The sequence below is a fragment of the Streptomyces sp. NPDC096205 genome (genome assembly GCF_044763135.1).
Taxonomy (GTDB): domain Bacteria; phylum Actinomycetota; class Actinomycetes; order Streptomycetales; family Streptomycetaceae; genus Streptomyces.
The window spans coordinates 208,717-232,397 of record NZ_JBIWFS010000003.1 but is presented as its reverse complement, the minus strand read 5'-3'; the positions used below and the strand labels follow the sequence as shown (position 1 = coordinate 232,397).

Here is a 23,681-nt window from a genome sequence, read left to right as displayed (position 1 = left end):
GCCACGACATCCTCAACGGTCCACTCTCTCACCCGTGCCGGACGGGTCCGTGTTTTCCGCTGCGGTGTCCGGTGTCGGGTCACTCGGCTGCTCCGGCTCGTCTGCCCCAGGGCGAACGTCCGACTCCTCGGACGCCTCGGTCTCCTCGGTGAGACGGTCCTCGGTGCCGTCCGGGTTCACCGGGCCTTCGGCGGACTCGGCCGCCTCGTCGGGGCCGTCCTCCTCCGCGTCGCGGGCAGCGGCACGCTTGCGCTGGGTGTACATCCGGAAGCCGGCCAGGACGAGCAGCAGTACGCCGCCGCCGATGACGAGCATGACCGTGGCGGTGATCTCGGTGACCCGCACGTCGAAGGTGACGGGAGAGCCGTAGGGCTGGCCGTCCTCGGTGAACAGCTGGGCGATCACCGTGACCTTGCCGTTGGCGTTGGCGGAGGTGGTGAACTTCACCGACTGGCTGTGTCCGCCGGAGACGGTGACCGCCTGCTCGTCGTAGGCCTCGCCGCCGATCTCCAGGCGGGTCGGGCTGGTGGAGGTGAGCCGCAGGACGAGATGGTCGACGCCCTGCACCAGGTTGTTCTGCACCGTGACCGGGATGGTGGCGCTGCGTCCGGAGAGCTTGGTCTCCGACTTGTCGATCAGGCTGACCTGCTGAGCCAGGTCGTCGAGGTAGACCTCCACGCCGTCGCGGAAGTTGCGCGCGGCGACGGCGTGGCCGCGCCAGGACGTGGACATCTCGCGGTTCATCGCCCGGCCGAACGGGGTCACCACACGGGACTCGTCGCTGAGGATCACCTTGAAGTTGTCGAGCTTCTCCTGGGTGACGGCGATCTGCTGGAAGGCCGTACGCGGCAGCTCCCGCTTGCGCAGGGAGGACGGGTAGCTCGACGCGGAGGGCACGTCGGTGGTGGCGTCCGGGTCCGGCCTGGCCGCGGCGGCGTCGGTGAGGCTCTGGGACTCGTTCCAGGGGCTGCCCTGGAGGGCGGCGACGGCCTCGGCCATCGTGTGGGCCTGGCTGGCGCTCGGCGTGCGCTGCGGGGCCACCACGATGCTGCGCTGCTTGTCCGTCTGGAGGTTCAGGGCGAGGCTCTGTGCGAGGAAGCGCTGCACGGCGAGTGTCCCCGCCGACGCCGTCGTCAGGTCGCCCTGGAAGGCGGTCGACAGCCGGGCGTCCGCGACGACCGCGGTGGTGCCGCCGCCGATGGGCCGCGGCGCCGACGGCGTGTACGTCAGTCCGCTGGTCTCCTGGAGGCTGTCGTTGCGCGCGATGATCTTGTCGGCGCCGGCGGAGGTGGCGACCTTGACGATCGACGGGTCGACGGCGCCGTTCACCGGCCAGGCGAAGTCGGTGGAGGGCTTCACGTGGAGGACCGTGTCCACCGTCCGCGAGGCGACCTCGGTGGCTTCCTTGAGGTGGCTGAGCGAGCCGGTGACGCTCGTGCCGCTGTGCGCCAGGGACGCCAGGTCGACGTCGCCGAAGGGCAGGGCGACGACCTCCTTGCCCGCGACGGCCTCCTGCAACTCGGCCAGCCATCGCCGGGCGACGCCCTGGCTGCGGCCCGGGGTGGTCGTGTCGCCCTCGCCCTGGATCTCGTAGTTCTCCGTCATGGCGTCGACGGACGCCAGCAGGTCCGGGTCGATCACCCAGGTGACGTCGAGTTCCTTGCCGAGCGCCACCATCTGTTCCAGGCGGCCGCCGGGCGCGAGGTCCTCGGCGAGGCTGTCGTCGAGGAAGACCGGAGTCTGCTTTTCGTTGGAGCCGGTCCGCGCGGTCATGTGGGCGTCGGAGATCAGCGGCCACAGGAACGTCGTCCTGGTGGTGCTGTCCGCCTCGCCGGGCTGCCAAGGCAGGAAGGTCCGCCGGAAGCCCAGCACCTGGTCCCACTGCTGCGCGGACGTCTCCCCGGAGAGCGCGACCCCGAGCTGGTAGACGCCGGCGCTGCCGAGGTCGAGGTCCTCCATGGGCACGGAGATGCTGAAGTGCTCCGCGACACCGGGAGTGAGCTCGGGCAGTTTCTCCGCGTACTCGTCGCCGATCCCGGAGCCGTCCGAGCCCGCCGTGTACTCGCCGCCCGCGGCGGCGTCGTCGATCCCCGAGCGGGTGTCCAGCTCGGGCCCGAGGAGCAGGTCCATGTGTGCGTCCGTGATCGTCTGGCGGCCGTTGTTGGTGACGGTGCCGGAGACGGTCAGGGTGTCGTCCTCGGTGGGGACGGCGGGGGTGAGCGAGTCCAGGGAGACGGAGACCGTGCGCGAGCCGGAGGCGGCCTTCGGCGCGGTGGGGGCGGCGGCCTGCGCGGAGGAGCCGACGGTCAGCTGGAGCAGTCCGGCCAGCAGAGGGGCGGTGGTCAGCACGGCCGCGGTGCGCCGCAGACGGCGGCGGGCAGGTGAGGGACTGGTCCCCTGGAAGTCTGCCGCCTCGGCCACGCGCTCGCCCGTCCCTCGTCGTCGTCAGTGGTCGTTCCCATGTGCGTCCACGCATGGTAACGATGCGCGCTGAGAGGAAGTGCCGCGGACTGCTCCACAAGATCAGCCGGTGGCCGTCGTCCGCTCTATATGGGCGCTTGGCCTGCACGGGTGCCGAATGCGTTGAGTTACGTCACAACAGAGGGCTTTGGGCGTGTACCGCACCATGCGCTCGGTGGACACCCTGCGTCACCGCGCGTCACCGGCGAAGGGCCGGTGCCGTGTAATGCAGGCGCTGGTGCCGTGTAATGCAGGCGCTGCCCCCGGCTTCGGCCACGTACCCTCTTCTGTTGTGCCGAACGCCAACGAAGACCACCTCATTGCCCCGGAGCGCGACCACGCGGTGACCGAGCCGCTGCAGGTCGCGCCAGTCGCCGACGACCTCGCCCGCCGTTTCCAGGCGGCCGGGTTCTCGCTCGCCCTGGTCGGCGGCTCGGTACGGGACGCGCTCCTCGGCCGGCTCGGCAACGACCTGGACTTCACCACGGACGCGCGCCCCGAGGACGTCCTGAAGATCGTGCGGCCGTGGGCGGACGCCGTCTGGGACGTCGGCATCGCCTTCGGTACGGTCGGTGCCCAGAAGGACGGCTACCAGATCGAGGTCACCACCTACCGGTCCGAGGCCTACGACCGCACCTCGCGCAAGCCCGAGGTGTCGTACGGCGACTCCATCGAGGAGGACCTCGTCCGGCGTGACTTCACCGTCAACGCGATGGCCGTCGCGCTGCCGGAGAAGAAGTTCATCGACCCGCACGGCGGCATGGACGACCTCGCAGCGCGGGTGCTGCGCACTCCGGGGACGCCCGAGGCGTCGTTCTCGGACGACCCGCTGCGGATGATGCGCGCGGCACGGTTCGCCGCGCAGCTCGACTTCGAGGTGGCTCCCGAGGTCGTCACGGCCATGACGGAGATGGCCGGGCGTATCGAGATCGTCTCCGCCGAGCGCGTGCGGGACGAGCTGAACAAGCTCATCCTGTCCGCGCACCCCCGCAAGGGCCTGACCCTGCTGGTCGACACCGGGATCGCCGACCATGTGCTGCCCGAGCTGCCGGCGCTGCGCCTGGAGAGCGACGAGCACCACCGGCACAAGGACGTCTACGACCACACGCTGATCGTGCTGGAGCAGGCGATGGCGCTGGAGGAGGACGGCCCCGACCTCACGCTGCGGCTGGCTGCGCTGTTGCACGACATCGGCAAGCCGCGTACGCGCCGTTTCGAGAAGGACGGCCGGGTCTCGTTCCACCACCATGAGGTGGTCGGGGCGAAGATGACCAAGAAGCGCATGACCGCGCTGAAGTACTCCAACGAACTGGTCAAGGACGTCTCGCGCCTCGTCGAGCTCCACCTGCGCTTCCACGGCTACGGCACCGGCGAGTGGACCGACTCCGCCGTACGCCGCTACGTCCGCGACGCCGGCCCGCTCCTCGACCGCCTCCACAAGCTGACCCGCTCGGACTGCACCACGCGCAACAAGCGCAAGGCGGCCGCGCTCTCACGGGCGTACGACGGCTTGGAGGAGCGCATCGAGCAGCTCAAGGAGCAGGAGGAACTGGACTCCATCCGGCCCGACCTCGACGGCAACCAGATCATGGAGATCCTCGGCGTCCAGCCGGGCCCTGCCGTCGGCCGCGCCTACAAGCACCTGCTGGAGCTGCGCCTGGAGCACGGCCCCATGGGGCACGAGGCTGCGGTGGAGGCCCTGAAGGAATGGTGGGCCAAGGAGGAGCAGGGCTCCTGAGTCTCCGCCTTCACGACACGAGAAGGGGCGCTGTGTTTCACGTGAAACACAGCGCCCCTTCTGGCGTTCCACGGGCCACCTTGTCGGTTGTTTCACGTGAAACGCAGCGTCTTCATGACAGGTCGTGCCTTACTTGACTTCCTTCAGGCACAGGACGAGGTTGTGGCCGTCGCCCGTCTGGTAGTACGCGATCTCGGTACCCGTGACCGTGTTGCACTTGTCGGTGTCGCTGGTGTCGTCGAACTTCTCGATCACCTTGTACTGGGCGTCAGTGGACGAGCAGTCGACGGTCTCGAGGTCGGCCGAGGTCATCGAGCCCTTGTTGTGCATGCAGTCGCCGACGGCGGTCGTCTCCGCGTCGGTCTTTCCCATCTGCCACTTGACCACCGCGATGATGATGGCGATGACGATGAAGCCGCCGATGCGCAGCAGCTTCTTGCTGAAGGGCTTGCCCTGCGCGGGCGGCGGAACGGGCGCGCCCTGCTGCGGGAAGCCCGGCTGGCCCGGCTGGCCCGGCTGGGCCGGCACCGGCGCCTGGGCGTAGGGGTTCTGACCCTGGGCGAACGGGTTCTGTCCCTGGGGCGGCGGAGTGGACATGCGGGGATCCCCCTTGAAGCGCGCTCGTGTGACGCACATAAGAAGCGAATAAGACCCACGTAAGGTAGCGGCCTCCTCTGACAACGCCAGAGGCAGGAGGGGCTCTGTGGCACTGATGTGACACTCAGCGGCGTTCAAAATGGGCCATAGCCATCGCAACCGCGCCGTAGACAGCAGCCACGGTCAGCACGAGCGGCACCGAGCGGCCGTCGGCCGGGAGCATCAGCGCGGCCATCCCCGCCGCGCCGACGAAGGCGATGTTGAACAGGACGTCGTAGACGGAGAAGACACGGCCGCGGAAGCCGTCCTCGACCGAGGACTGGACGATGGTGTCGGTGGAGATCTTGGCGCCCTGCGTGGTGAGCCCCAGGACGAAGGCGGCCGCCAGCAGCGGGCCGGTGGCGAACAGCAGCCCCAGGGCGGGCTCCAGCACCGTGGCGATGGCCGCGCACACGGCGATCCACCGCCCGGCCCCCAGCCGACCCGCCGCCCAGGGCGTCAGCACGGCCGCCGCGAAGAACCCCGCCCCGGACACCCCGAGCGCCAGTCCGAGGAGCGCGAGCCCGTCGTCGGCCTCGGACGTCAGGGCGTACCGGCACAGCATCAGCACCATGACCGTCAGGGCGCCGTAGCAGAACCGCATCAAGGTCATCGCGCCGAGTGCCCAGGCGGCCTCGCGGCGCGGCGGCGCGGCCAGGTGCCGGACACCCGCGGCCAGGTCCCGGGCCGTGCCGGACAGGGCCGTAGCCAGCCGCGGCCGGACGAGGGCGAGGTCGGGGCCCAGCAGCTCCCGTGGGATGCGCAGCGCGGCCAGGGACCCGCACAGATACAGCGCCGCCCCGAGGAACACCACGGCCGCGTCGGAGTCGGCCACCACCAGCCGTAGCCCGAAGGCGAGGCCACCGCCCGCGGTCGCGGCGAGGGTGCCGGCGGTCGGGGACAGGGCGTTGGCCATGACCAGGCGCTCGCTGTCCACCACACGCGGCAGCGCGGCCGACAGCCCCGCAAGGACGAAGCGGTTGACGGCGGTGACGCACAGGGCGGAGACATAGAACAGCCAGTCGGGGGCGCGGCCGACGATCAGCAGCGCGGTCACCGTCGCCAGCAGCGCGCGCAGCACATTGCCGTGGACGAAGACCTGACGGCGCCGCCAGCGGTCCAGCAGCACACCGGCGAAGGGGCCGACGAGGGAGTAGGGCAGCAGCAGGACGGCCATCGCGGAGGCGATGGCGGCCGCGGAGGTCTGTTTCTCCGGGGAGAAGACGACGTAGGTGGCGAGGCCGACCTGGTAGACGCCGTCGGCGCCCTGGGAGAGCAGTCGTACGGCGAGCAGGCGCCGGAAGTTCCCGAAGCGCAACAGGACCCGAAGATCACCTACGACGGCCATGGGGCACAGCCTCACATACGGCGAGGGCCCCCGGGGCGCAATGCCTCGGGGACCCTCACAGAGCCCAGGGAAAGAGCGGTCTTAGCGCTCGACCTCGCCCTTGATGAACTTCTCGACGTTCTCGCGGGCCTCGTCGTCGAAGTACTGCACCGGCGGGCTCTTCATGAAGTAGCTCGACGCGGACAGGATCGGGCCGCCGATGCCGCGGTCCTTGGCGATCTTCGCGGCGCGCACGGCGTCGATGATGACACCCGCGGAGTTCGGGGAGTCCCAGACCTCGAGCTTGTACTCCAGGTTCAGCGGGACGTCACCGAAGGCGCGGCCCTCGAGGCGGACGTAGGCCCACTTGCGGTCGTCCAGCCACGCGACGTAGTCGGACGGGCCGATGTGGACGTTCTTCTCGCCGAGGTCCCGGTCGGGGATCTGCGAGGTGACGGCCTGCGTCTTGGAGATCTTCTTGGACTCCAGGCGCTCGCGCTCGAGCATGTTCTTGAAGTCCATGTTGCCGCCGACGTTCAGCTGCATCGTGCGGTCCAGGATGACACCGCGGTCCTCGAACAGCTTCGCCATGACGCGGTGCGTGATGGTGGCGCCGACCTGGGACTTGATGTCGTCACCGACGATCGGGACGCCCGCCTCGGTGAACTTGTCCGCCCACTCCTTGGTGCCGGCGATGAAGACCGGGAGGGCGTTGACGAAGGCGACCTTGGCGTCGATGGCGCACTGGGCGTAGAACTTCGCCGCGTCCTCGGAACCGACGGGCAGGTAGCAGACGAGGACGTCGACCTGCTTGTCCTTGAGGATCTGGACGATGTCGACCGGGGCCTCGGCGGACTCCTCGATGGTCTCGCGGTAGTACTTGCCGAGGCCGTCGAGGGTGTGGCCGCGCTGGACGGTCACGCCCGTGTTCGGCACATCGCAGATCTTGATGGTGTTGTTCTCGGAGGCGCCGATGGCGTCGGCGAGGTCGAGGCCGACCTTCTTCGCGTCGACGTCGAAGGCCGCGACGAACTCCACGTCACGGACGTGGTACTCGCCGAACTGGACGTGCATCAGGCCCGGGACCTTGGACGCCGGGTCGGCGTCCTTGTAGTACTCGACGCCCTGCACCAGCGACGCGGCGCAGTTACCCACGCCGACGATGGCTACGCGAACCGAACCCATTCCGGTTGCTCCCTGTGTGTGTACTCGGTGAAGCCCTTTTGGGACCTTCACGTGGCGGTGTCGTCGGGCGTATCCGGCCGGGGCGTGTCCCCGGACCGGGGCAGGCCGCCCGTCGCTCCATATGTGGTGTCCTGCTGAGCGGGCTCCCCGGTGGCGGAACCCCGAAGGTCCCGTCCGGCCCGCTCGCTCTCGATGAGCTCGTTCAGCCAGCGCACTTCGCGCTCCACGGACTCCATTCCGTGGCGCTGGAGCTCGAGGGTGTAGTCGTCGAGGCGTTCCCGGGTGCGCGTCAGCGAGGCGCGCATCTTCTCCAGGCGTTCCTCGAGGCGGCTGCGGCGTCCTTCGAGCACGCGCATGCGTACGTCGCGCGAGGTCTGCCCGAAGAAGGCGAAGCGGGCGGCGAAGGTCTCGTCCTCGTACGCGTCGGGCCCCGTCTGCGACAGCAGCTGCTCGAAGTGCTCTTTGCCTTCCGCGGTCAGCCGGTAGACGATCTTTGCGCGCCGGCCGGCGAGGGACGCAGCCAGGGCGTCCTCGGGGGCGCTCCCCGGCTCCTCGATCAACCAGCCGTTGGCGACCAGCGTCTTCAGGCAGGGGTAGAGCGTCCCGTAGCTGAACGCACGGAACACACCCAGTGACGTATTGAGTCGCTTGCGCAGCTCATAGCCGTGCATCGGAGATTCGCGGAGCAGGCCGAGTACGGCGAACTCGAGGATCCCGGAACGCCGGCTCATCGTCGCCTCCTCTCTGCCGCGACCCGTGTGACGGGCCCCTTTGACGGTCCTTATGTCGCGCTGATGTATCGACTCGATACATCACGACGATAGAACGACGGTGCTGGTGCGACAAGAGGGGGGATCGTGAGCGGCGTCACATCACTGATTCGTCGGTGGCAAGTTGCCTGATTTGGGTTGAACTTCGGGGCTAGGCAGGTTTTGGCGGTGCGTAGTCTGTGCGGCATGCATACCGCCGGGAACCGCGTGACGCCTGGGGACGTCCTGGTCCCCGGTGCAGTACGGGTGAATGCGGAACAGACCGCGTCCGTACTTCGGGGGGACCGGAAACCAGCTGCCGTTTCCAGGCGCGCAGGGGTGCGCCTGCCCGAGGAGTAGTCGTTCGATGAGCGAGCACCGTCGCAAACCGCCGCAGCCGCAGGGAGGCGGACGGGCCGCGGCCAGACGCGGCCCGTCCGCCTCGTCCTCCGGCCGCCGAGCGGCACCGCGAGGCGCCACCGGGTCTTCCTCCGACGCGTACGGGCCGGGAGGCGAGGAGCCTACGTACGGCGGCCGCGCCGAGGCCCGGCGCGCGGCGCAGCGCAGCGGAGGCGGACGCCGCCGGGCTGCCGAGCCCGGCCGTGGCGGCCGGCGTGCCGCACCTGGTCCGGGCGGTCCCGGGCGGGGCAGGGGGCGGGCGGTGGATCCCGGCCGCAGGCGGATCATCGACTACCCGCGCGCGGGCCGGTACGGCTGGAAGCGCTGGATGCCGTCCTGGAAGCTCGTCTCCGGCCTGAGCCTCGCCTTCTTCGGTGGCCTGGTCGCCATCGCGGGCGTCGGCTACGCGTTGGTGACCGTCCCGAACGTGCAGGACACGGCGACCGCGCAGAACAACGTCTACTACTGGTCCGACGGCACCGAGATGGTCGCCACGGGCGGTGAGACGAACCGGCAGATCATCAGCCTGGCGCAGATCCCGGAGGAGATGCAGAACGCCGTCATCTCCCAGGAGAACAAGACCTTCCGCACCGACAGCGGCGTCGACCCCAAGGGCATCGCCCGCGCCATGTTCAACATGGCCCGCGGTGGCAACACCCAGGGCGGCTCGACCATCACCCAGCAGTACGTCAAGAACGCGATGCTGGACGACCAGTCGCAGACGGTCTCCCGGAAGTTCAAGGAGCTCTTCGTCTCGATCAAGGTGGGCGCCAAGCTCTCCAAGGACGAGATCATGGAGGGCTACCTCAACTCCGCCTACTACGGCCGTAACGCCTATGGCATCCAGGCGGCAGCCCGCGCGTACTTCAACAAGGACGCCATCGACCTCAACCCGGGCGAGTGCGCCTTCCTCGCGGCCACCCTGAAGGGCGCTACGTACTACGACCCGGCGGGCGCCCCGCAGATCGACCCCGCGGAGGCCACGCGGGAGAAGAACCAGCGCCGGGCCCTGCGCCAGCAGCAGGACACCCTCGACAAGATGGTCGAGTACGGCCACCTCGACCCGACCACGCGCGACAAGTACAGGGAGCTCCCCAAGATCCAGAACCCGCGCTTCAACACCGCCCTGAGCGGCCAGATCGGTTACCTGGTCGACCTCGCCAACGGCTACATCGTGAGCCACAGCGAGGAGACCCACATCAGCCAGGACGATCTGCAGCGGGGCGGCTACTCCATCTACACGACCTTCGACAAGAAGAAGGTCAAGGCGCTGGAGGCCGCGGTCAAGAAGGTCCGCAAGGAGAACATCGACCCCAAGAAGCGCCCCGACAAGGACTCGCACGTCCAGTTCGGCGGCGCCTCCGTGGATCCGGCGACCGGCGCGATCAAGGCCATCTACGGCGGTGAGGACGCGACCAAGCACTTCACCAACAACGCCGACGAAACCGGTGCCCAGGTCGGTTCGACCTTCAAGCCGTTCGTGCTCGCGGCGGCGATGACGTGGGGTGTCCGGGATCCCGACGGCCCGGAGACCCAGGCGCAGGACGAGCGCACGGTCGTCTCCCCGAAGAGCCTGTACAGCGGCCAGAACGACCTCAAGATCAAGAACTACGACGGGTCGGTCTGGACGAACGAAAAGGGCAAGGAGTGGCTGCAGGAGAACGACGGCAAGCAGTCGGTCGGCAAGGCGCCCAAGTACATGATCGATCTGCGTGAGGCGATGCGTGAGTCGGTGAACTCCGCCTTCGTGCAGCTCGGCATGGACGTCGGCCTGGACAAGGTCAAGGAGGCCGCGATCGCCGCGGGCCTGCGTGAGGACAGCCTGGCGGGCACCAACTACCCGTCGTTCTCCATCGGCATCTCCGACCCCAGCGCCATCCGTATGGCCGGCTCGTACGCCACCTTCGCGGCCAGCGGCAAGCAGCGCGAGCCGTTCTCGGTGCAGAAGGTCACCAGCAAGGACGGCCCGGTCTTCACGCACAAGACGCAGACGGAGCAGGCGTTCACCTCGGAGGTCGCCGACAACGTCACCGACGTGCTGAAGACCGTCGTCGAGGAGGGCACGGGTACCAACGCGGCACTGCCCGGCCGGGACGTGGCCGGCAAGACCGGTACCACCGACGAGAACAAGTCGGCCTGGTTCGTGGGCTACACGCCGCAGCTGTCGACCGCGGTCACCATGTTCCGTTACCCGGACGACGAGAAGCTCAAGAACCGTACGTTCCTCCCGATGTACGGCACCGGTGACCAGGACTCGATCCACGGTGCGTCGTTCCCGTCGGAGATCTGGCACGACTACATGGACGAGGCTCTGAAGAACCTGCCGGCCGTGAAGTTCCCGGAGCCCGAGCCCATCGGCGAGGTCGTCAACGCCGAGCCGACACCGACGCCCACCCCCTCGCCGAGTGAGTCGGAGGAGGAGCCGAGCCCGACACCGTCGCCGAGCAAGGACAACAAGCCCGACCCGTCGCCCACGCCGTCGCCGTCCGACTCCTGCAACAACTGGTGGAAGTGTGACGAGACCACCACGGGCGGCACGGACACCGGTGGCACGGACACGGGCGGCCTGGACACGGGCGGAACGGACGGCGGAGTCAGTACCTCGCCGACGCCCTCACCGACGGACGGCGGTCCCGGCAACGGCAACGGGAACGACGGCGGAGGCATCTTCGAAGGAACAACTGGTTAGTCACCGCTAGCCGCCGTTTCGCCCGGAGCGGGTGTTTCACGTGAAACACCCGCTGTTCCGCCGAAGCAGGTGTTTCACGTGAAACATCGGGCCGCCGCACCCCACCCGGGTGTGGCGGCCCTCGGCGTTTTCCCAGACATGTACGGCAGGATGTGCCCCATGCCCAGTGCAGAAGGAACGCAAGCCCGCCCGACCGACCCGGTGGCGCCGACCCGGGCCGACTCGGTCGCTGCGAGCGGCAGCGAGCTGATCGGCGGTCCCCTCGGGCGGCACGCCCTGCTCGGTACGTCTTGGTGGACGCCCGTGCGGATCATCGCGCTCGTGGCGATCGGCATGTTCGCCATCGGCCTGGTCCAGAAGGCGCCCTGCTACAACGGGGGCTGGTTCTTCGGCGCCAGCTCGCAGTACACCCACGCGTGCTACTCCGACATCCCGCACCTCTACAACGGTCGCGGCTTCGCGGACGGACTCGTGCCGTACTTCGACCGGCTGCCCGGTGACATGGAGTACCTCGAATACCCGGTGCTGACCGGTGTGTTCATGGAGGTCGCCGCCTGGCTGACACCCGGCAGCGGCAGCATCCAGCACCAGGAGAAGTGGTACTGGATGGTCAATGCCGGGATGCTGATGGCGTGCGCGGCGGTCATCGCCGTCTGCGTCGCCCGCACACACGCACGCCGCCCCTGGGACGGTCTGCTGGTCGCCCTGGCCCCCGCCTTCGCACTCACCGCGACCATCAACTGGGACCTGCTGGCGGTCGCTCTGACGGCCTCGGCGATGCTGATGTGGTCGCGGGGGCGCTCCCTCGCCTTCGGCGTCCTGCTGGGGCTCGCCACGGCCGCCAAGCTGTATCCCTTCCTGCTTCTGGGACCGCTGCTCGTGCTGTGCTGGCGCGCGGGCAAGTGGCGGGAGTTCGGCACGGCGCTGGGAGGCGCCGCCGGGGCCTGGGTGGTGGTGAACCTGCCCGTGATGGTCTTCGCCTTCGACGGGTGGTCGAAGTTCTACACCTTCAGCCAGGAGCGGGGCGTCGACTTCGGCTCCTTCTGGCTGATCATGGCCCAGAACTCGAAGGACCCGCTGGAGACCGAGACCGTCAACACCCTCGCGACCCTGCTGATGCTGCTGTGCTGCGCGGGGGTCGCCGCGCTCGCGCTGATGGCTCCGCGCCGGCCTCGCTTCGCGCAGCTGGTGTTCCTGATCGTCGCGGCGTTCATCCTCACCAACAAGGTCTACTCGCCCCAGTACGTGCTGTGGCTGGTGCCGCTGGCCGTGCTGGCTAGGCCCCGGTGGCGGGACTTCCTGATCTGGCAGGCGTGCGAGGTGGCCTACTTCCTCGGGATCTGGCTGTACCTCGCGTACACGACCAGCGGAGACGCCCACAAGGGCCTGCCCACCGACGGCTACCACTGGGCGATCGGCGTGCACCTGGCGGGGACGTTCTACCTGTGCGTCGTGGTCGTCCGCGACATCCTCATGCCGCAACGGGACGTGGTCCGCAGGGAGGGCGACGACGACCCGTCGGGCGGAGTCCTCGACGGCGCGGAGGACGTCTTCACCCTCGGCCGCGCGGCTCATCCCCCGCGGCACGCGGCCCACTTCGAGGGGCCGCAGGTGGAGTGGGGCACCACGGAGAAGAGTTCGCCCTGAGCGAACAAGGCTCGGAGCCGACATGCAGAAGGCCGTACACGGAGGTCCGTGTACGGCCTTCTGCATGCCCTGCGTGATCCAGCGGGGACCTGGCCCCGCGAGGCTCAGTGGTCGACGAGGCGGTCGAACTGCGTGGTGGTGTGCCGCAGATGGGCCACCAGCTCGTCACCGACCTTCGGCTCGGGGGCGTCGGCCGGCACGAACAGGATCGACACCTGCATGTGCGGCGGCTCCGCGAACCAGCGCTGCTTGCCGCCCCAGACGAACGGAGAAAGGTTCCGGTTGACCGTGGCCAGGCCGGCGCGTGCGACGCCCTTGGCGCGCGGCATGACGCCGTGCAGCGCCTTGGGGGCCTCCAGGCCCACTCCGTGCGACGTACCGCCCGCCACGACCACCAGGAAGCCGTCCGAGGCCGTCTTCTGCTGGCGGTAGCCGAAGCGGTCGCCCTTGGCCACCCGAGTGACGTCCAGGACCGCGCCGCGGTACTCGGTCGCCTCGTGGTCGCCCAGCCACAGCCGGGTGCCGATCCGCGCGCGGAACCGGGTCTGCGGGAACTGCTGCTGGAGCCGGGCGAGTTCGTCGGCCTTGAGATGGCTGACGAACATCGTGTGCAGCGGCAGCCGGGCCGCGCGCAGCCGGTCCATCCAGCCGATGACCTCCTCGACGGCGTCCGAGCCGTCGGTGCGGTCCAGCGGCAGGTGGATGGCGAAGCCCTCCAGCCGGACGTTCTCTATGGCGGCGTGCAGCTGCGGCAGGTCCTGCTCGCTGATGCCGTGCCGCTTCATCGAGGACATCACCTCGATGACCACCCGGGCGCCCACCAGGCCGTACACGCCGTCGATCGACGACACCGAGCGGATCACCCGGTCCGGCAGCGGCACCGGCTCCTCGCCGCGCCGGTAGGGCGTCAGCACCAGCAGGTCACCGCCGAACCAGTCCTTGATGCGCGCGGCCTCGTACGTCGTGCCGACGGCGAGGACGTCGGAGCCGAGCCGCGTGGCCTCCTCCGCGAGCCGTTCGTGCCCGAAGCCGTAGCCGTTGCCCTTGCAGACCGGCACGAGTCCCGGGAACTGCTCCTGCACGTGCTTGTGGTGCGCCCGCCAGCGCGCGGTGTCGACGTAGAGCGTGAGCGCCATGGCCGGACCTGGAACCTTTCTCGTGGCTGCGGTGTATCAGAGGTATGGGAGCTATCGACGGTACCGAAGCGCGTGACGCCCGGTCAGCGACGCGGCTGGTGAAAGCGCGGTCAGCGGCGCGACATGTAGATGTCCAGCGCCTTGTGCAGCAGCTTGTTCAGCGGGAAGTCCCACTCGCCGAGGTACTCGGCGGCCTGGCCGCCCGTGCCCACCTTGAACTGGATCAGGCCGAAGAGGTGGTCGGACTCGTCCAGCGAGTCGGAGATGCCGCGCAGGTCGTAGACGCTCGCGCCGAGCGCGTAGGCGTCGCGCAGCATCCGCCACTGCATCGCGTTCGAGGGCCGGACCTCGCGGCCGATGTTGTCGGAGGCGCCGTAGGAGTACCAGACGTGCCCGCCGACGATCAGCATCGTCGCCGCGGACAGGTTCACACCGTTGTGGCGGGCGAAGTACAGCCGCATCCGGTTGGGGTCCTCGGAGTTGAGGGCCGTCCACATGCGCTGGAAGTACGACAGCGGGCGGGGCCGGAAGTGGTCGCGCACCGCGGTGATCTCGTACAGCCGCTGCCATTCCTCGAGGTCGTGGTAGCCGCCCTGGACGACCTCCACGCCGGCCTTCTCGGCCTTCTTGATGTTGCGGCGCCACAGCTGGTTGAAGTTCTTGTGGACCTCTTCCAGCGACCGGTTGGCCAGCGGCACCTGGTAGACGTAACGGGGCTGTACATCGCCGAAGCCGGCCCCGCCGTCCTCGCCCTGCTGCCAGCCCATACGGCGCAGCTTGTCGGCCACCTCGAAGGCGCGCGGCTCGATGAAGTCGGCCTCGATGTCGCGCAGCCGCTTCACATCGGGGCTCTGGATGCCCGCCTTGATGGAGTTGGCCTCCCAGCGCCGGATGATCACCGGCGGGCCCATCTTCACGGAGAAGGCGCCCTGCTGCTTGAGGTGGGCCAGCATCGGCTGGATCCAGTCGTCGAGGTTCGGCGCGAACCAGTTGATGACCGGGCCCTCGGGCAGATAGGCGAGGTAGCGCTTGATCTTGGGCAGCTGCCGGTAGAGGACCAGACCCACGCCGACCAGCTCGCCGGTCCGCTCGTCGAACCAGCCGAGGTTCTCCGAGCGCCACTCCGCCTTGACGTCGGCCCAGGCCGGGACCTGCATGTGACTCGCCGCCGGCAGGCTCTGGATGTAAGCCAGATGCTGCTCGCGGCTGATGGTCCTCAGGGTCAGGCTCATTCGGGGCGCTCCTCGGGCTGGTGTGTCCCCATGGGTACAGGGGCTCCGGCTCTCGCGCCGAAGCCTACTGCGCCTTGCGAGCGCCCTGCCTGGGCGCACGGCGGCAACGCCCCGGTCCAAGGGCGGCCGGGGCGTGCCACGCCGTGTCGTTCAGCGGTCTCTCAGCGCCGGGGCGGCGCCGGTGCTCTCACCACAGGCCGCCGAAGAGGCCCCCGTGCGCCATGCCGAGGAAGAAGCCGACGGCGCACGCACCGAGGCCCAGGATCAGCCCGAAGCGCTCACGGGTGGTCTCGGAGATCCACTGTCCGTAGGCGCCGGTGATGATCCCCACCAGACCCGTCCAGGAGCTGAGCAGATGGAGGTTGTGGAACATCGCCGTGATGAAGGAGATCGCCCCGAGTACGACGGTCACGGCGAGCAGCGTGTCCTGGAGAGGATGGGCCTTGTCGTCAGTGGCGAACAGGGATCCGGCGGTGTTGGGTCGCAATGCTTGTGCCATGGGGCACCTCCTGCGGAAGGCGGCGCATCGTAGCGCCATACACACCCGATGTGTACAGATTGACGGTCCTGGCGGCCTGATTTCAACCGGAAGCCGGTGTGCGGGTAGTCTGTACCGTCTGCACCGGTGTCTGCCCAGACCGCGGCCCGGGATCTCCCAGTGAGACCCCCGATTGTCAGTGGTGGCCGATACCGTTGTCTACGCATCACAACCCTCCTGCCACGGAACGACCGTGGCCGCTGAGTCCAAAGGAGGTGGGTTCCACATGCGTCACTACGAGGTGATGGTCATCCTCGACCCCGATCTCGAGGAGCGCTCTGTCTCCCCGCTGATCGAGAACTTCCTTTCTGTCGTCCGTGACGGTGGCGGAAAGGTCGAGAAGGTCGACACCTGGGGCCGTCGTCGTCTCGCGTACGAGATCAAGAAGAAGCCCGAGGGCATCTACTCGGTCATCGACCTGCAGGCCGAGCCTGCGGTCGTCAAGGAGCTCGACCGCCAGATGAACCTGAACGAGTCGGTCCTCCGGACCAAGGTCCTCCGTCCCGAGACCCACTGAGCTTCCTCGCTCAGCTGATCTCGGGTTTCGAGTAGCACCGCAAGCAGCCAGCAGCAAACCCGCCGAGAGGTTCCCCCATGGCAGGCGAGACCGTCATCACGGTCGTCGGCAATCTTGTCGATGACCCCGAGCTGCGCTTCACCCCCTCGGGTGCGGCGGTCGCGAAGTTCCGTGTCGCGTCCACCCCCCGCACCTTCGACCGTCAGACCAACGAGTGGAAGGACGGCGAGAGCCTGTTCCTGACCTGCTCGGTCTGGCGTCAGGCGGCGGAGCACGTCGCCGAGTCGCTCCAGCGAGGCATGCGCGTCATCGTGCAGGGCCGGCTGAAGCAGCGGTCGTACGAGGACCGTGAGGGTGTCAAGCGCACGGTCTACGAGCTGGACGTCGAGGAAGTCGGTCCCAGCCTGCGCAATGCCACGGCCAAGGTCACCAAGACCGCCGGCCGCGGTGGCCAGGGTGGTGGCGGCGGCTTCGGCGGCGGTGGCGGCCAGCAGGGCGGCGGCTGGGGCGGCGGCTCCGGTGGCGCCCCGCAGGGCGGCGCTCCCGCCGAGGACCCCTGGGCGACCGGCGCTCCCGCCGGTGGCCAGCAGGGCGGCGGTGGCGGTGGCTGGGGCGGTGGCTCCGGCAACGGCGGCGGCTACTCGGACGAGCCCCCCTTCTAGACCCTCGGGTCAGGGGTGGGGTCGTACCCAAACTTCTTGATCACACAGGAGAAACACCATGGCGAAGCCGCCTGTGCGCAAGCCTAAGAAGAAGGTCTGCGCGTTCTGCAAGGACAAGGTCACGTACGTGGACTACAAGGACACGAACATGCTGCGGAAGTTCATTTCCGACCGCGGCAAGATCCGTGCCCGCCGCGTGACCGGCAACTGCACGCAGCACCAGCGTGACGTCGCCACGGCCGTGAAGAACAGCCGTGAGATGGCGCTGCTGCCCTACACCTCCACCGCGCGATAAGGGAAGGGTGACCGAAACATGAAGATCATCCTCACCCACGAGGTCTCCGGCCTCGGTGCCGCGGGCGACGTCGTCGACGTCAAGGACGGTTACGCTCGCAACTACCTGATCCCGCGGAAGTTCGCGATCCGCTGGACCAAGGGTGGCGAGAAGGACGTCGAGCAGATCCGTCGTGCTCGCAAGATCCACGAGATCCAGACCATCGAGCAGGCCAACGCTGTGAAGGCCCAGCTCGAGGGCGTGAAGGTCCGTCTGGCCGTTCGCTCCGGCGACGCCGGCCGTCTCTTCGGCTCCGTCACCCCGGCCGACGTCGCTTCGGCGATCAAGGCCGCCGGTGGCCCCGAGGTCGACAAGCGTCGCATCGAGCTCGGTGCGCCGATCAAGACCCTGGGCGCCCACGAGACGTCCGTGCGTCTGCACCCCGAGGTTGCCGCCAAGGTCAACATCGAGGTTGTCGCGGGCTGATGCTCGCGATCGGCTGAACAGCTGACAGAAGGGGCCGCACCCGCTGGGTGCGGCCCCTTCTGTGTGTTTCACGTGAAACGTCGGCCCCGTGCTGGGGTGCTCAGAAACGTCGGCCCTGGGTCGGGGCGCTCAGAAACCTCGGCCCTGGCCAGCCCTGGGCAGCCGGGATCAGCGTGTCGCGCCCGTGACGAGCCAGCGGCCCGAGCGGGTGCGCAGCCACAGGGTCGCCATCCGCACGGTCATCATCAGGGTCATCGCGGCCCACAGCGCGGTGAGGCCGCCGCCCAGGGCGGGCACGAGCAGAGCGACCGGGGCGAAGACCGCCAGGGTCAGCAGCATGGCCCAGGCGAGATACGGGCCGTCTCCGGCGCCCATGAGCACCCCGTCGAGGGTGAAGACCACTCCACAGACCGGCTGGGACAAGGCGACGACGATGAGCGCGGGCAGCGCGGTGTCCGTCACGGTGGAGTCGCTGGTGAACAGCGGCAGGAACACCGGCCGGGCCGCGACGACCAGGGCGCCGAGCACCACTCCGACCCCGATGCCCCACTGCACCATGCGACGACAGGCGTCGCGGGCACCCTGGGGATCATCGGCACCGAGGTAGCGGCCGATGATGGCCTGTCCCGCGATGGCGATGGCGTCGAGGGCGAAGGCCAGCAGGCTCCACAGCGACAGGATGATCTGGTGCGCGGCGACCTCGGCGTCTCCCAGTCGGGCGGCGACCGCCGTGGCGATCATCAGGATCGCCCGCAGCGACAGTGTGCGCACGAGCAGCGGCACTCCCGCGTGCGCGGAGGCCTTTATCCCGGTGGCATCGGGGCGCAGAGAGGCCCCGTGCCGCCGGGCTCCGCGGATCACGACGACGAGGTAGGCGACGGCCATGCCCCACTGGGCGATGACCGTGCCCCAGGCGGAGCCGGCGATACCGAGGTCGGCGCCGTAGACCAGGCCCGCGTTCAGGGCGGCGTTGGCGACGAAGCCCGCGACGGCCACGTAGAGCGGTGTCTTGGTGTCCTGAAGTCCGCGGAGCACTCCGGTGGCGGCGAGCACGACGAGCATGGCGGGGATGCCGAGTGCCGAGATCCGCAGATAGGTGGTCGCGTGGGGAGCGGCTGTCTGGGAGGCGCCGAAGAGGTCGACCAGGGATGCAGCGGTCGGCAGGACGAGGGCGATGACGCCGGCTCCGAGCAACAGGGCCAGCCAGATGCCGTCCATGCCCTGGCGTATGGCGGCCTGGAGGTCGCCGGCGCCGACCCGGCGGGCGACGGCGGCTGTGGTGGCGTAGGCGAGGAAGACGAAGACGCTGACGGCCGTCGCGAGGAGGGCGGCGGCGATGCCCAGTCCGGCGAGCTGTGCGGTGCCGAGGTGGCCCACGATGGCGCTGTCGGCCATGAGGAAGAGGGGCTCGGCGACGAGCGCGCCGAAGGCCGGGACGGCCAGCGCGAGGATCTCGCGGTCGTGCTGTCGTCGGGTGGCCCTGAGGGTCGTGGGAGCCTGCGTCATGACTGTCAATGTAATCGTCCACAGGTAAGAGATGCAAAGCATTTGCGCCCCTTACCCATCGTCACTGTGAGTGTGCTTCCCCACAGGTTCGGAACTGATCTTGGCCCGACTGGGGAAGTTTTTCTTCTGCACAGCCGGTGGATGGGAAAGTCGCAGGTCAGGGCCATGGCCGCAGAGACTGTGGGGGCTTGTTCACAGGGCTGTCCACCGGGTCGTGCACAGGTTTCACGGAGTTCTCCACAGCATCTGGGCCGTCGTCCACATGGCCTGTGGATAACCAGATTGGCTGACGGTGCCCGGGGGCCTACCGTGGTCCGGCGCCCGCTCCGTCCGTCGCTCGTGAAAACGACACAAAAACGACGCGCTAGAAACGGAGTTGGGCTTCTCGTTTTGTCAGTGCCGTGCCGTAGAAAAGAGAGGCACGGCGAGGTCCGCTCGGCGGACGGGAGGAGGTGGCTCGGTGAGCATTTCCGAGCCCTTGGACGACCCGTGGGCCGACAGCGGGCCGGGTGATCGTCTGCCCGCCTCCCGTAGGCGTAGCGACGGCGGCCGAGGCCGCGAGGAGCAGCACGACCGCGATGACTGGGAGGGCGGCGGAGGCCCGACCTTCGAGCGGGTGCCGCCGCAGGATCTGAACGCCGAGCAGTCCGTGCTCGGCGGCATGCTGCTGTCCAAGGACGCCATCGCCGACGTCGTCGAGATCCTCAAGGGCCACGACTTCTACAAGCCCGCCCACGAGACGATCTACCAGGCGATCCTCGACGTCTATGCCAAGGGCGAGCCTGCCGACCCCATCACGATCGCCGCCGAGCTCACCAAGCGCGGCGAGATCAACAAGGTCGGCGGCGCATCGTATCTGCACACCCTCGTCCAGACGGTCCCGACGGCCGCCAACGCCGAGTATTACGCCGAGATCGTCCATGAGCGGGCGGTGCTGCGCCGCCTGGTCGAGGCGGGCACCCGCATCACCCAGATGGGATACGCGGCCGACGACGACGTCGACGAGATCGTCAACCGCGCCCAGGCGGAGATCTACGCCGTCACCGAGCAGCGCACCAGCGAGGACTATCTGCCGCTCGGCGACATCATGGAGGGCGCCCTCGACGAGATCGAGGCGATCGGCTCGCGCAGCGGCGAGATGACCGGTGTCCCCACCGGCTTCACCGACCTCGACTCGCTCACCAACGGCCTGCACCCGGGCCAGATGATCGTCATCGCCGCGCGTCCCGCTATGGGTAAGTCCACGCTCGCGCTGGACTTCGCCCGCGCCGCGTCGATCAAGCACAACCTGCCGAGCGTCATCTTCTCCCTCGAAATGGGCCGCAACGAGATCGCGATGCGTCTGCTGTCCGCCGAGGCCCGTGTCGCCCTGCACCACATGCGGTCCGGCACGATGACGGACGAGGACTGGACCCGGCTTGCCCGCCGGATGCCGGAGGTGTCCTCGGCGCCGCTCTACATCGACGACTCCCCGAACCTGTCGATGATGGAGATCCGCGCCAAGTGCCGCCGTCTGAAGCAGCGCAACGACATCAAGCTCGTGATCATCGACTACCTCCAGCTGATGCAGTCCGGCGGCTCCAAGCGCTCCGAGAGCCGCCAGCAGGAGGTCTCGGACATGTCCCGTAACCTCAAGCTGCTGGCCAAGGAGCTCGAGGTCCCGGTGATCGCCCTGTCGCAGCTCAACCGTGGTCCCGAGCAGCGCACGGACAAGAAGCCGATGGTGTCCGACCTGCGTGAGTCCGGCTCCATCGAGCAGGACGCCGACATGGTCATCCTGCTGCACCGCGAGGACGCGTACGAGAAGGAGTCACCGCGCGCCGGCGAGGCCGACATCATCGTCGGCAAGCACCGTAACGGCCCCACGGCCACCATCACGGTGGCCTTCCAGGGCCACTACTCCCGTTTCGTGGACATGGCCCAGACCTGATCCACGCCCTCGGTGAAATGGGCTCGACGTCGGCCGCCCCGACGGGTGGACTGGGCGCATGACACCAGCTCAGGAAGACCTTCTGCCCGCCACGCGCCGGGCGCTGCTGCATCGCGTCGCCGTGGCCCAGGCCGAAGGGCGGACCCCCTCGCTCGTGGCGGCCGTCGTACGGGGCGGGCGGGCCGTGTGGCACGGGTGGCGGACGTCGGTCGACGGCCATGGCCCGGACGAGAATGTGCAGTACAGGATCGGCTCGATCACCAAGACCTTCACTGCGGTGCTCGTCCTGCGGCTGCGCGACGAGGGGATGCTCGACCTCGGCGACCCGCTGGAGAAGCATCTGCCGGGCACCGGCGCCGGAGAGGTGACGATCCGCGAACTGCTCGCGCACACCAGCGGACTGGCCGCGGAGTCCCCGGCGCCGTGGTGGGAACGCACTCCGGGCTCGCTGCGGCCCGAGCTCTCGGACGTGCTGGGAGAGCGACCCGTCCTGCACCCGGCAGGTTCGCGGTTCCACTACTCCAACCCCGGCTATACGTTGCTCGGCGCGCTCGTCGAGAAGCTGCGCGGGGCACCCTGGGAGGACGTGCTGCGCAGCGAGGTGCTCGAACCCCTCGGCCTCAAGCGCACCAGCGGACAACCGCAGGCACCGCATGCGGGCGGCTGGGCGGTTCACCCCTGGGCCGATGTGATGATGCCGGAACCTCTCGAGGACCTCGGCCGGATGGCCCCGGCCGGGCAGCTCTGGTCCACCAGTGGCGACCTGGCCCGCTTCGCGGCCTTTCTGGCCCAGGGCGACGAGCGGGTGCTGAGCGCGGAGAGCCTTCGGGAGATGCGGACCCCCGCGGCTCCTGCCGAGGCCGCCGATCTCGCGGACGGGGCCGCATACGGGCTCGGTCTGCAGATCCAGCACCGGGACGGCCGGCTGCTCGTAGGCCACTCGGGATCACTGCCGGGCTTCCTGGCCAACCTCACGATCAGCGTGGCGGACGACGTGGCTGCGGTGGTCCTCACCAACTGCACCTCGGGCCCGCAGATTTCTGCGGTGGGCGCCGATCTCGTCCGTATCGTCGCCGAGGCCGAACCCCGCATCCCCGAGCCCTGGAAGCCCCTGCCTGAGGCCCACGAGGCTCCGCTGGAGCTGGCCGGGCCGTGGTACTGGGGGACCAGCGCCTTCGGGCTGCGACTGACGGCCGACGGACTGCTCTGGCTGGGGCCGCTGTCCGGCACGGGCCGCCGCTCGCGGTTCCGGGCGAACGGCGACGGCACCTGGACCGGCCTGGAGGGCTACTTCGCGGGCGAGATTCTACGAGCCGTACGCCGGCCCGACGGCTCGGTGGGTCATCTCGATCTCGGCTCGTTCGTGTTCACCCGTAAGCCGTACGACGAGACCGCCGACGTCCCTGGCGAGGTGGACCCGGACGGCTGGCGGGGGATCGGCTAGCGGACCGGCGCGGAGCGAGGGGCTGTGTTTCACGTGAAACCGGGAGCGGCCTGTTTCACGTGAAACATCGCCGCCCCGAGCCCCTCGATGTCGCTGAGCCTCAGAGCGAGAGCTTGAAGCCCACGTGGGAGGCGGCGAAGCCCAGTCGCTCGTAGAAGCGGTGGGCATCGGTCCGGGTCACGTCCGAGGTCAGTTGGACCAGTTGGCACCGCTGGCGCCGTGACTCCTCGATTGCCCACTCGATGAGCCGGGTACCGAGCCCGCTGCCGCGCTCGTCGGCGTGGACCCGGACAGCCTCGATGATCGACCGGGTGGAGCCGCGCCGGGAGAGCCCGGGGATGACCGTCAGTTGAAGCGTGCCGACGATCCTGCTCTCACGCACGGCCACGACCAGATGCTGGTTCGGGTCGGCCGCGAGCCGCTGGTACGCGGTCAGATAGGGCGTCAGGTCGTCGGGTGACTCCCGCTGGGCCCCCAGCGGGTCGTCCGCGAGCATCGCGACGATCGCTGGGATGTCCTCGGCCGTGGCCCGGCGTATCTCAAGATCTTCCATGCCCGCAGCCTAGGCGGGCACCTTCAGCGACTCCACGACCCGTACCAGCGGGGCCAGTTCGGGGTTCTTGGCCGCCTCGTCGAGCGCCTCCCGCAGAGCGCTGTCGTTGGTCGGGCGCGCCTCCTCGAGCAGCTCCAGACCGGCCGGGGTGACGTTGGTGTAGATGCCGCGTCGGTCGGTGGGGCACAGATAGCGCTCGAGCAGTCCGCGGTCCTCCAGCCGGGTGACCAGGCGCGTGGTGGCGCTCTGGCTGAGGACGACCGCGTCGGCGACCTGCTTCATCTGCAGATGGCCGCCCTCGCCGTCGTGCTGGCGGCTGAGGACGTCCAGCAGGGAGTACTCCCGCACGCTCAGGTCGTGCCCGGCCTGCAGGGCGCGCTCGATGTGCGCCTCGATCCTGCCGTGCAGCAGGGAGAGGGCGCACCAGCCCTGGGACAGGGCGGTGAGCGCGGGGTCCGTCGCTGTCATGGGTGTTCCTCCTCCAGAGCGGCTGCTTCCAGGGTAGAGCAGAGGCGCAATTGCCCGCTCTTGCAATTATCAGGCGTCTGCAACTATTGTGATGACACGTAAAGC

The 23,681-nt window shown here is 68.9% G+C and carries 20 protein-coding genes; 9 read left to right on the top strand and 11 right to left on the bottom strand.

Going from position 1 to position 23,681, the window contains the following annotated elements; translation table 11 throughout:
* Nucleotides 1–12: 12 nt before the first annotated feature.
* Complete coding sequence (locus ACIQ6Y_RS13485; protein ID WP_404036940.1) at nt 13–2,421, bottom strand: DUF6049 family protein; 2,409 nt, start codon at nt 2,419–2,421, stop codon at nt 13–15.
* 331 nt (nt 2,422–2,752) lie between these two features.
* On the opposite strand from ACIQ6Y_RS13485, the gene ACIQ6Y_RS13480 reads away from it, so the two are divergent.
* On the top strand, nt 2,753–4,198 hold the full coding sequence (locus ACIQ6Y_RS13480; RefSeq protein ID WP_404036937.1) for a CCA tRNA nucleotidyltransferase: 1,446 nt from the start codon (nt 2,753–2,755) through the stop codon (nt 4,196–4,198).
* Between the two features lie 129 nt (nt 4,199–4,327).
* Here the strand turns inward: ACIQ6Y_RS13480 and ACIQ6Y_RS13475 are convergent, their stop codons facing one another.
* The 4 genes from ACIQ6Y_RS13475 to ACIQ6Y_RS13460 all read right to left on the bottom strand — a co-directional run bounded on the left by ACIQ6Y_RS13475 (nt 4,328) and on the right by ACIQ6Y_RS13460 (nt 8,077).
* Complete coding sequence (locus ACIQ6Y_RS13475; protein ID WP_404036934.1) at nt 4,328–4,795, bottom strand: hypothetical protein; 468 nt, start codon at nt 4,793–4,795, stop codon at nt 4,328–4,330.
* Nucleotides 4,796–4,919: 124 nt separating this feature from the next.
* Nucleotides 4,920–6,182: an MFS transporter gene (locus ACIQ6Y_RS13470; RefSeq protein ID WP_404036931.1), complete on the bottom strand. Its 1,263-nt coding sequence runs from the start codon at nt 6,180–6,182 to the stop codon at nt 4,920–4,922.
* Between the two features lie 81 nt (nt 6,183–6,263).
* Nucleotides 6,264–7,346 carry an inositol-3-phosphate synthase gene (locus ACIQ6Y_RS13465; RefSeq protein ID WP_404036928.1) on the bottom strand — a complete coding sequence of 361 codons (1,083 nt, stop codon included), beginning with the start codon at nt 7,344–7,346 and terminating at the stop codon, nt 6,264–6,266.
* 47 nt (nt 7,347–7,393) lie between these two features.
* The gene (locus tag ACIQ6Y_RS13460; protein ID WP_404036925.1) at nt 7,394–8,077 is read right to left on the bottom strand and encodes a helix-turn-helix transcriptional regulator; all 684 of its coding nucleotides are present in this window, start codon (nt 8,075–8,077) and stop codon (nt 7,394–7,396) included.
* 385 nt (nt 8,078–8,462) lie between these two features.
* Between ACIQ6Y_RS13460 and ACIQ6Y_RS13455 the strand changes: the two genes are divergently transcribed.
* Both ACIQ6Y_RS13455 and ACIQ6Y_RS13450 read left to right on the top strand, forming a co-directional pair.
* On the top strand, nt 8,463–11,183 hold the full coding sequence (locus tag ACIQ6Y_RS13455; protein ID WP_404036922.1) for a transglycosylase domain-containing protein: 2,721 nt from the start codon (nt 8,463–8,465) through the stop codon (nt 11,181–11,183).
* 150 nt (nt 11,184–11,333) lie between these two features.
* Entirely contained in the window at nt 11,334–12,830 is a 1,497-nt protein-coding gene (locus ACIQ6Y_RS13450; RefSeq protein ID WP_404038309.1) for a glycosyltransferase family 87 protein, read from the top strand.
* A gap of 104 nt (nt 12,831–12,934) precedes the next feature.
* On the opposite strand, the gene ACIQ6Y_RS13445 is transcribed toward ACIQ6Y_RS13450, so the two are convergent.
* The 3 genes from ACIQ6Y_RS13445 to ACIQ6Y_RS13435 all read right to left on the bottom strand — a co-directional run bounded on the left by ACIQ6Y_RS13445 (nt 12,935) and on the right by ACIQ6Y_RS13435 (nt 15,697).
* The gene (locus ACIQ6Y_RS13445) at nt 12,935–13,966 is read right to left on the bottom strand and encodes an alanine racemase (protein ID WP_404036919.1); all 1,032 of its coding nucleotides are present in this window, start codon (nt 13,964–13,966) and stop codon (nt 12,935–12,937) included.
* A gap of 110 nt (nt 13,967–14,076) precedes the next feature.
* Nucleotides 14,077–15,198, bottom strand: coding sequence for a peptidoglycan bridge formation glycyltransferase FemX (gene femX, locus ACIQ6Y_RS13440; RefSeq protein WP_404036916.1), 1,122 nt, complete (start codon nt 15,196–15,198; stop codon nt 14,077–14,079).
* A 187-nt stretch (nt 15,199–15,385) separates the two neighbouring features.
* A complete protein-coding gene (locus ACIQ6Y_RS13435; protein WP_404036913.1) occupies nt 15,386–15,697 on the bottom strand; it encodes a hypothetical protein in 312 nt (103 codons plus the stop codon).
* A gap of 265 nt (nt 15,698–15,962) precedes the next feature.
* Between ACIQ6Y_RS13435 and rpsF the strand changes: the two genes are divergently transcribed.
* The 4 genes from rpsF (at nt 15,963) to rplI (ending at nt 17,675) form a co-directional block, all read left to right on the top strand.
* Nucleotides 15,963–16,253, top strand: a complete 291-nt coding sequence (gene rpsF / locus ACIQ6Y_RS13430) for a 30S ribosomal protein S6 (RefSeq protein WP_009189556.1) — start codon at nt 15,963–15,965, stop codon at nt 16,251–16,253.
* Nucleotides 16,254–16,330: 77 nt separating this feature from the next.
* A complete protein-coding gene (locus tag ACIQ6Y_RS13425; RefSeq protein ID WP_404036909.1) occupies nt 16,331–16,915 on the top strand; it encodes a single-stranded DNA-binding protein in 585 nt (194 codons plus the stop codon).
* Nucleotides 16,916–16,973: 58 nt separating this feature from the next.
* Nucleotides 16,974–17,210 (top strand): 30S ribosomal protein S18, encoded by a 237-nt coding sequence (rpsR, locus tag ACIQ6Y_RS13420; RefSeq protein WP_003949403.1) that lies wholly within the window; start codon nt 16,974–16,976, stop codon nt 17,208–17,210.
* Nucleotides 17,211–17,228: 18 nt separating this feature from the next.
* On the top strand, nt 17,229–17,675 hold the full coding sequence (gene rplI / locus ACIQ6Y_RS13415) for a 50S ribosomal protein L9 (protein WP_386377860.1): 447 nt from the start codon (nt 17,229–17,231) through the stop codon (nt 17,673–17,675).
* Nucleotides 17,676–17,843: 168 nt separating this feature from the next.
* Here rplI and ACIQ6Y_RS13410 read toward each other — a convergent pair whose 3' ends face one another.
* Entirely contained in the window at nt 17,844–19,190 is a 1,347-nt protein-coding gene (locus ACIQ6Y_RS13410; RefSeq protein WP_404036905.1) for an MATE family efflux transporter, read from the bottom strand.
* A gap of 451 nt (nt 19,191–19,641) precedes the next feature.
* On the opposite strand from ACIQ6Y_RS13410, the gene dnaB reads away from it, so the two are divergent.
* Together dnaB and ACIQ6Y_RS13400 are read left to right on the top strand one after the other, a co-directional pair.
* Nucleotides 19,642–21,111, top strand: a complete 1,470-nt coding sequence (dnaB, locus tag ACIQ6Y_RS13405; RefSeq protein ID WP_404036902.1) for a replicative DNA helicase — start codon at nt 19,642–19,644, stop codon at nt 21,109–21,111.
* A 58-nt stretch (nt 21,112–21,169) separates the two neighbouring features.
* Nucleotides 21,170–22,555 (top strand): serine hydrolase domain-containing protein, encoded by a 1,386-nt coding sequence (locus ACIQ6Y_RS13400; RefSeq protein ID WP_404036899.1) that lies wholly within the window; start codon nt 21,170–21,172, stop codon nt 22,553–22,555.
* A gap of 100 nt (nt 22,556–22,655) precedes the next feature.
* Here ACIQ6Y_RS13400 and ACIQ6Y_RS13395 read toward each other — a convergent pair whose 3' ends face one another.
* Both ACIQ6Y_RS13395 and ACIQ6Y_RS13390 read right to left on the bottom strand, forming a co-directional pair.
* Nucleotides 22,656–23,108: a GNAT family N-acetyltransferase gene (locus ACIQ6Y_RS13395; RefSeq protein ID WP_404036896.1), complete on the bottom strand. Its 453-nt coding sequence runs from the start codon at nt 23,106–23,108 to the stop codon at nt 22,656–22,658.
* Between the two features lie 9 nt (nt 23,109–23,117).
* Complete coding sequence (locus ACIQ6Y_RS13390) at nt 23,118–23,576, bottom strand: MarR family winged helix-turn-helix transcriptional regulator (RefSeq protein ID WP_404036894.1); 459 nt, start codon at nt 23,574–23,576, stop codon at nt 23,118–23,120.
* Nucleotides 23,577–23,681: the final 105 nt, after the last annotated feature.

Coding starts and splice junctions, on each gene's coding strand:
- ACIQ6Y_RS13475 (WP_404036934.1), bottom strand. CDS start 4,795: ATGTCCACTCCGCCGCCCCAGGGACAGAACCCGTTCGCCCAGGGTCAG.
- ACIQ6Y_RS13470 (WP_404036931.1), bottom strand. CDS start 6,182: ATGGCCGTCGTAGGTGATCTTCGGGTCCTGTTGCGCTTCGGGAACTTC.
- ACIQ6Y_RS13465 (WP_404036928.1), bottom strand. CDS start 7,346: ATGGGTTCGGTTCGCGTAGCCATCGTCGGCGTGGGTAACTGCGCCGCG.
- ACIQ6Y_RS13460 (WP_404036925.1), bottom strand. CDS start 8,077: ATGAGCCGGCGTTCCGGGATCCTCGAGTTCGCCGTACTCGGCCTGCTC.
- ACIQ6Y_RS13455 (WP_404036922.1), top strand. CDS start 8,463: ATGAGCGAGCACCGTCGCAAACCGCCGCAGCCGCAGGGAGGCGGACGG.
- ACIQ6Y_RS13450 (WP_404038309.1), top strand. CDS start 11,334: ATGTGCCCCATGCCCAGTGCAGAAGGAACGCAAGCCCGCCCGACCGAC.
- ACIQ6Y_RS13445 (WP_404036919.1), bottom strand. CDS start 13,966: ATGGCGCTCACGCTCTACGTCGACACCGCGCGCTGGCGGGCGCACCAC.
- femX (WP_404036916.1), bottom strand. CDS start 15,198: ATGAGCCTGACCCTGAGGACCATCAGCCGCGAGCAGCATCTGGCTTAC.
- ACIQ6Y_RS13435 (WP_404036913.1), bottom strand. CDS start 15,697: ATGGCACAAGCATTGCGACCCAACACCGCCGGATCCCTGTTCGCCACT.
- rpsF (WP_009189556.1), top strand. CDS start 15,963: ATGCGTCACTACGAGGTGATGGTCATCCTCGACCCCGATCTCGAGGAG.
- ACIQ6Y_RS13425 (WP_404036909.1), top strand. CDS start 16,331: ATGGCAGGCGAGACCGTCATCACGGTCGTCGGCAATCTTGTCGATGAC.
- rpsR (WP_003949403.1), top strand. CDS start 16,974: ATGGCGAAGCCGCCTGTGCGCAAGCCTAAGAAGAAGGTCTGCGCGTTC.
- rplI (WP_386377860.1), top strand. CDS start 17,229: ATGAAGATCATCCTCACCCACGAGGTCTCCGGCCTCGGTGCCGCGGGC.
- ACIQ6Y_RS13400 (WP_404036899.1), top strand. CDS start 21,170: ATGACACCAGCTCAGGAAGACCTTCTGCCCGCCACGCGCCGGGCGCTG.
- ACIQ6Y_RS13395 (WP_404036896.1), bottom strand. CDS start 23,108: ATGGAAGATCTTGAGATACGCCGGGCCACGGCCGAGGACATCCCAGCG.
- ACIQ6Y_RS13390 (WP_404036894.1), bottom strand. CDS start 23,576: ATGACAGCGACGGACCCCGCGCTCACCGCCCTGTCCCAGGGCTGGTGC.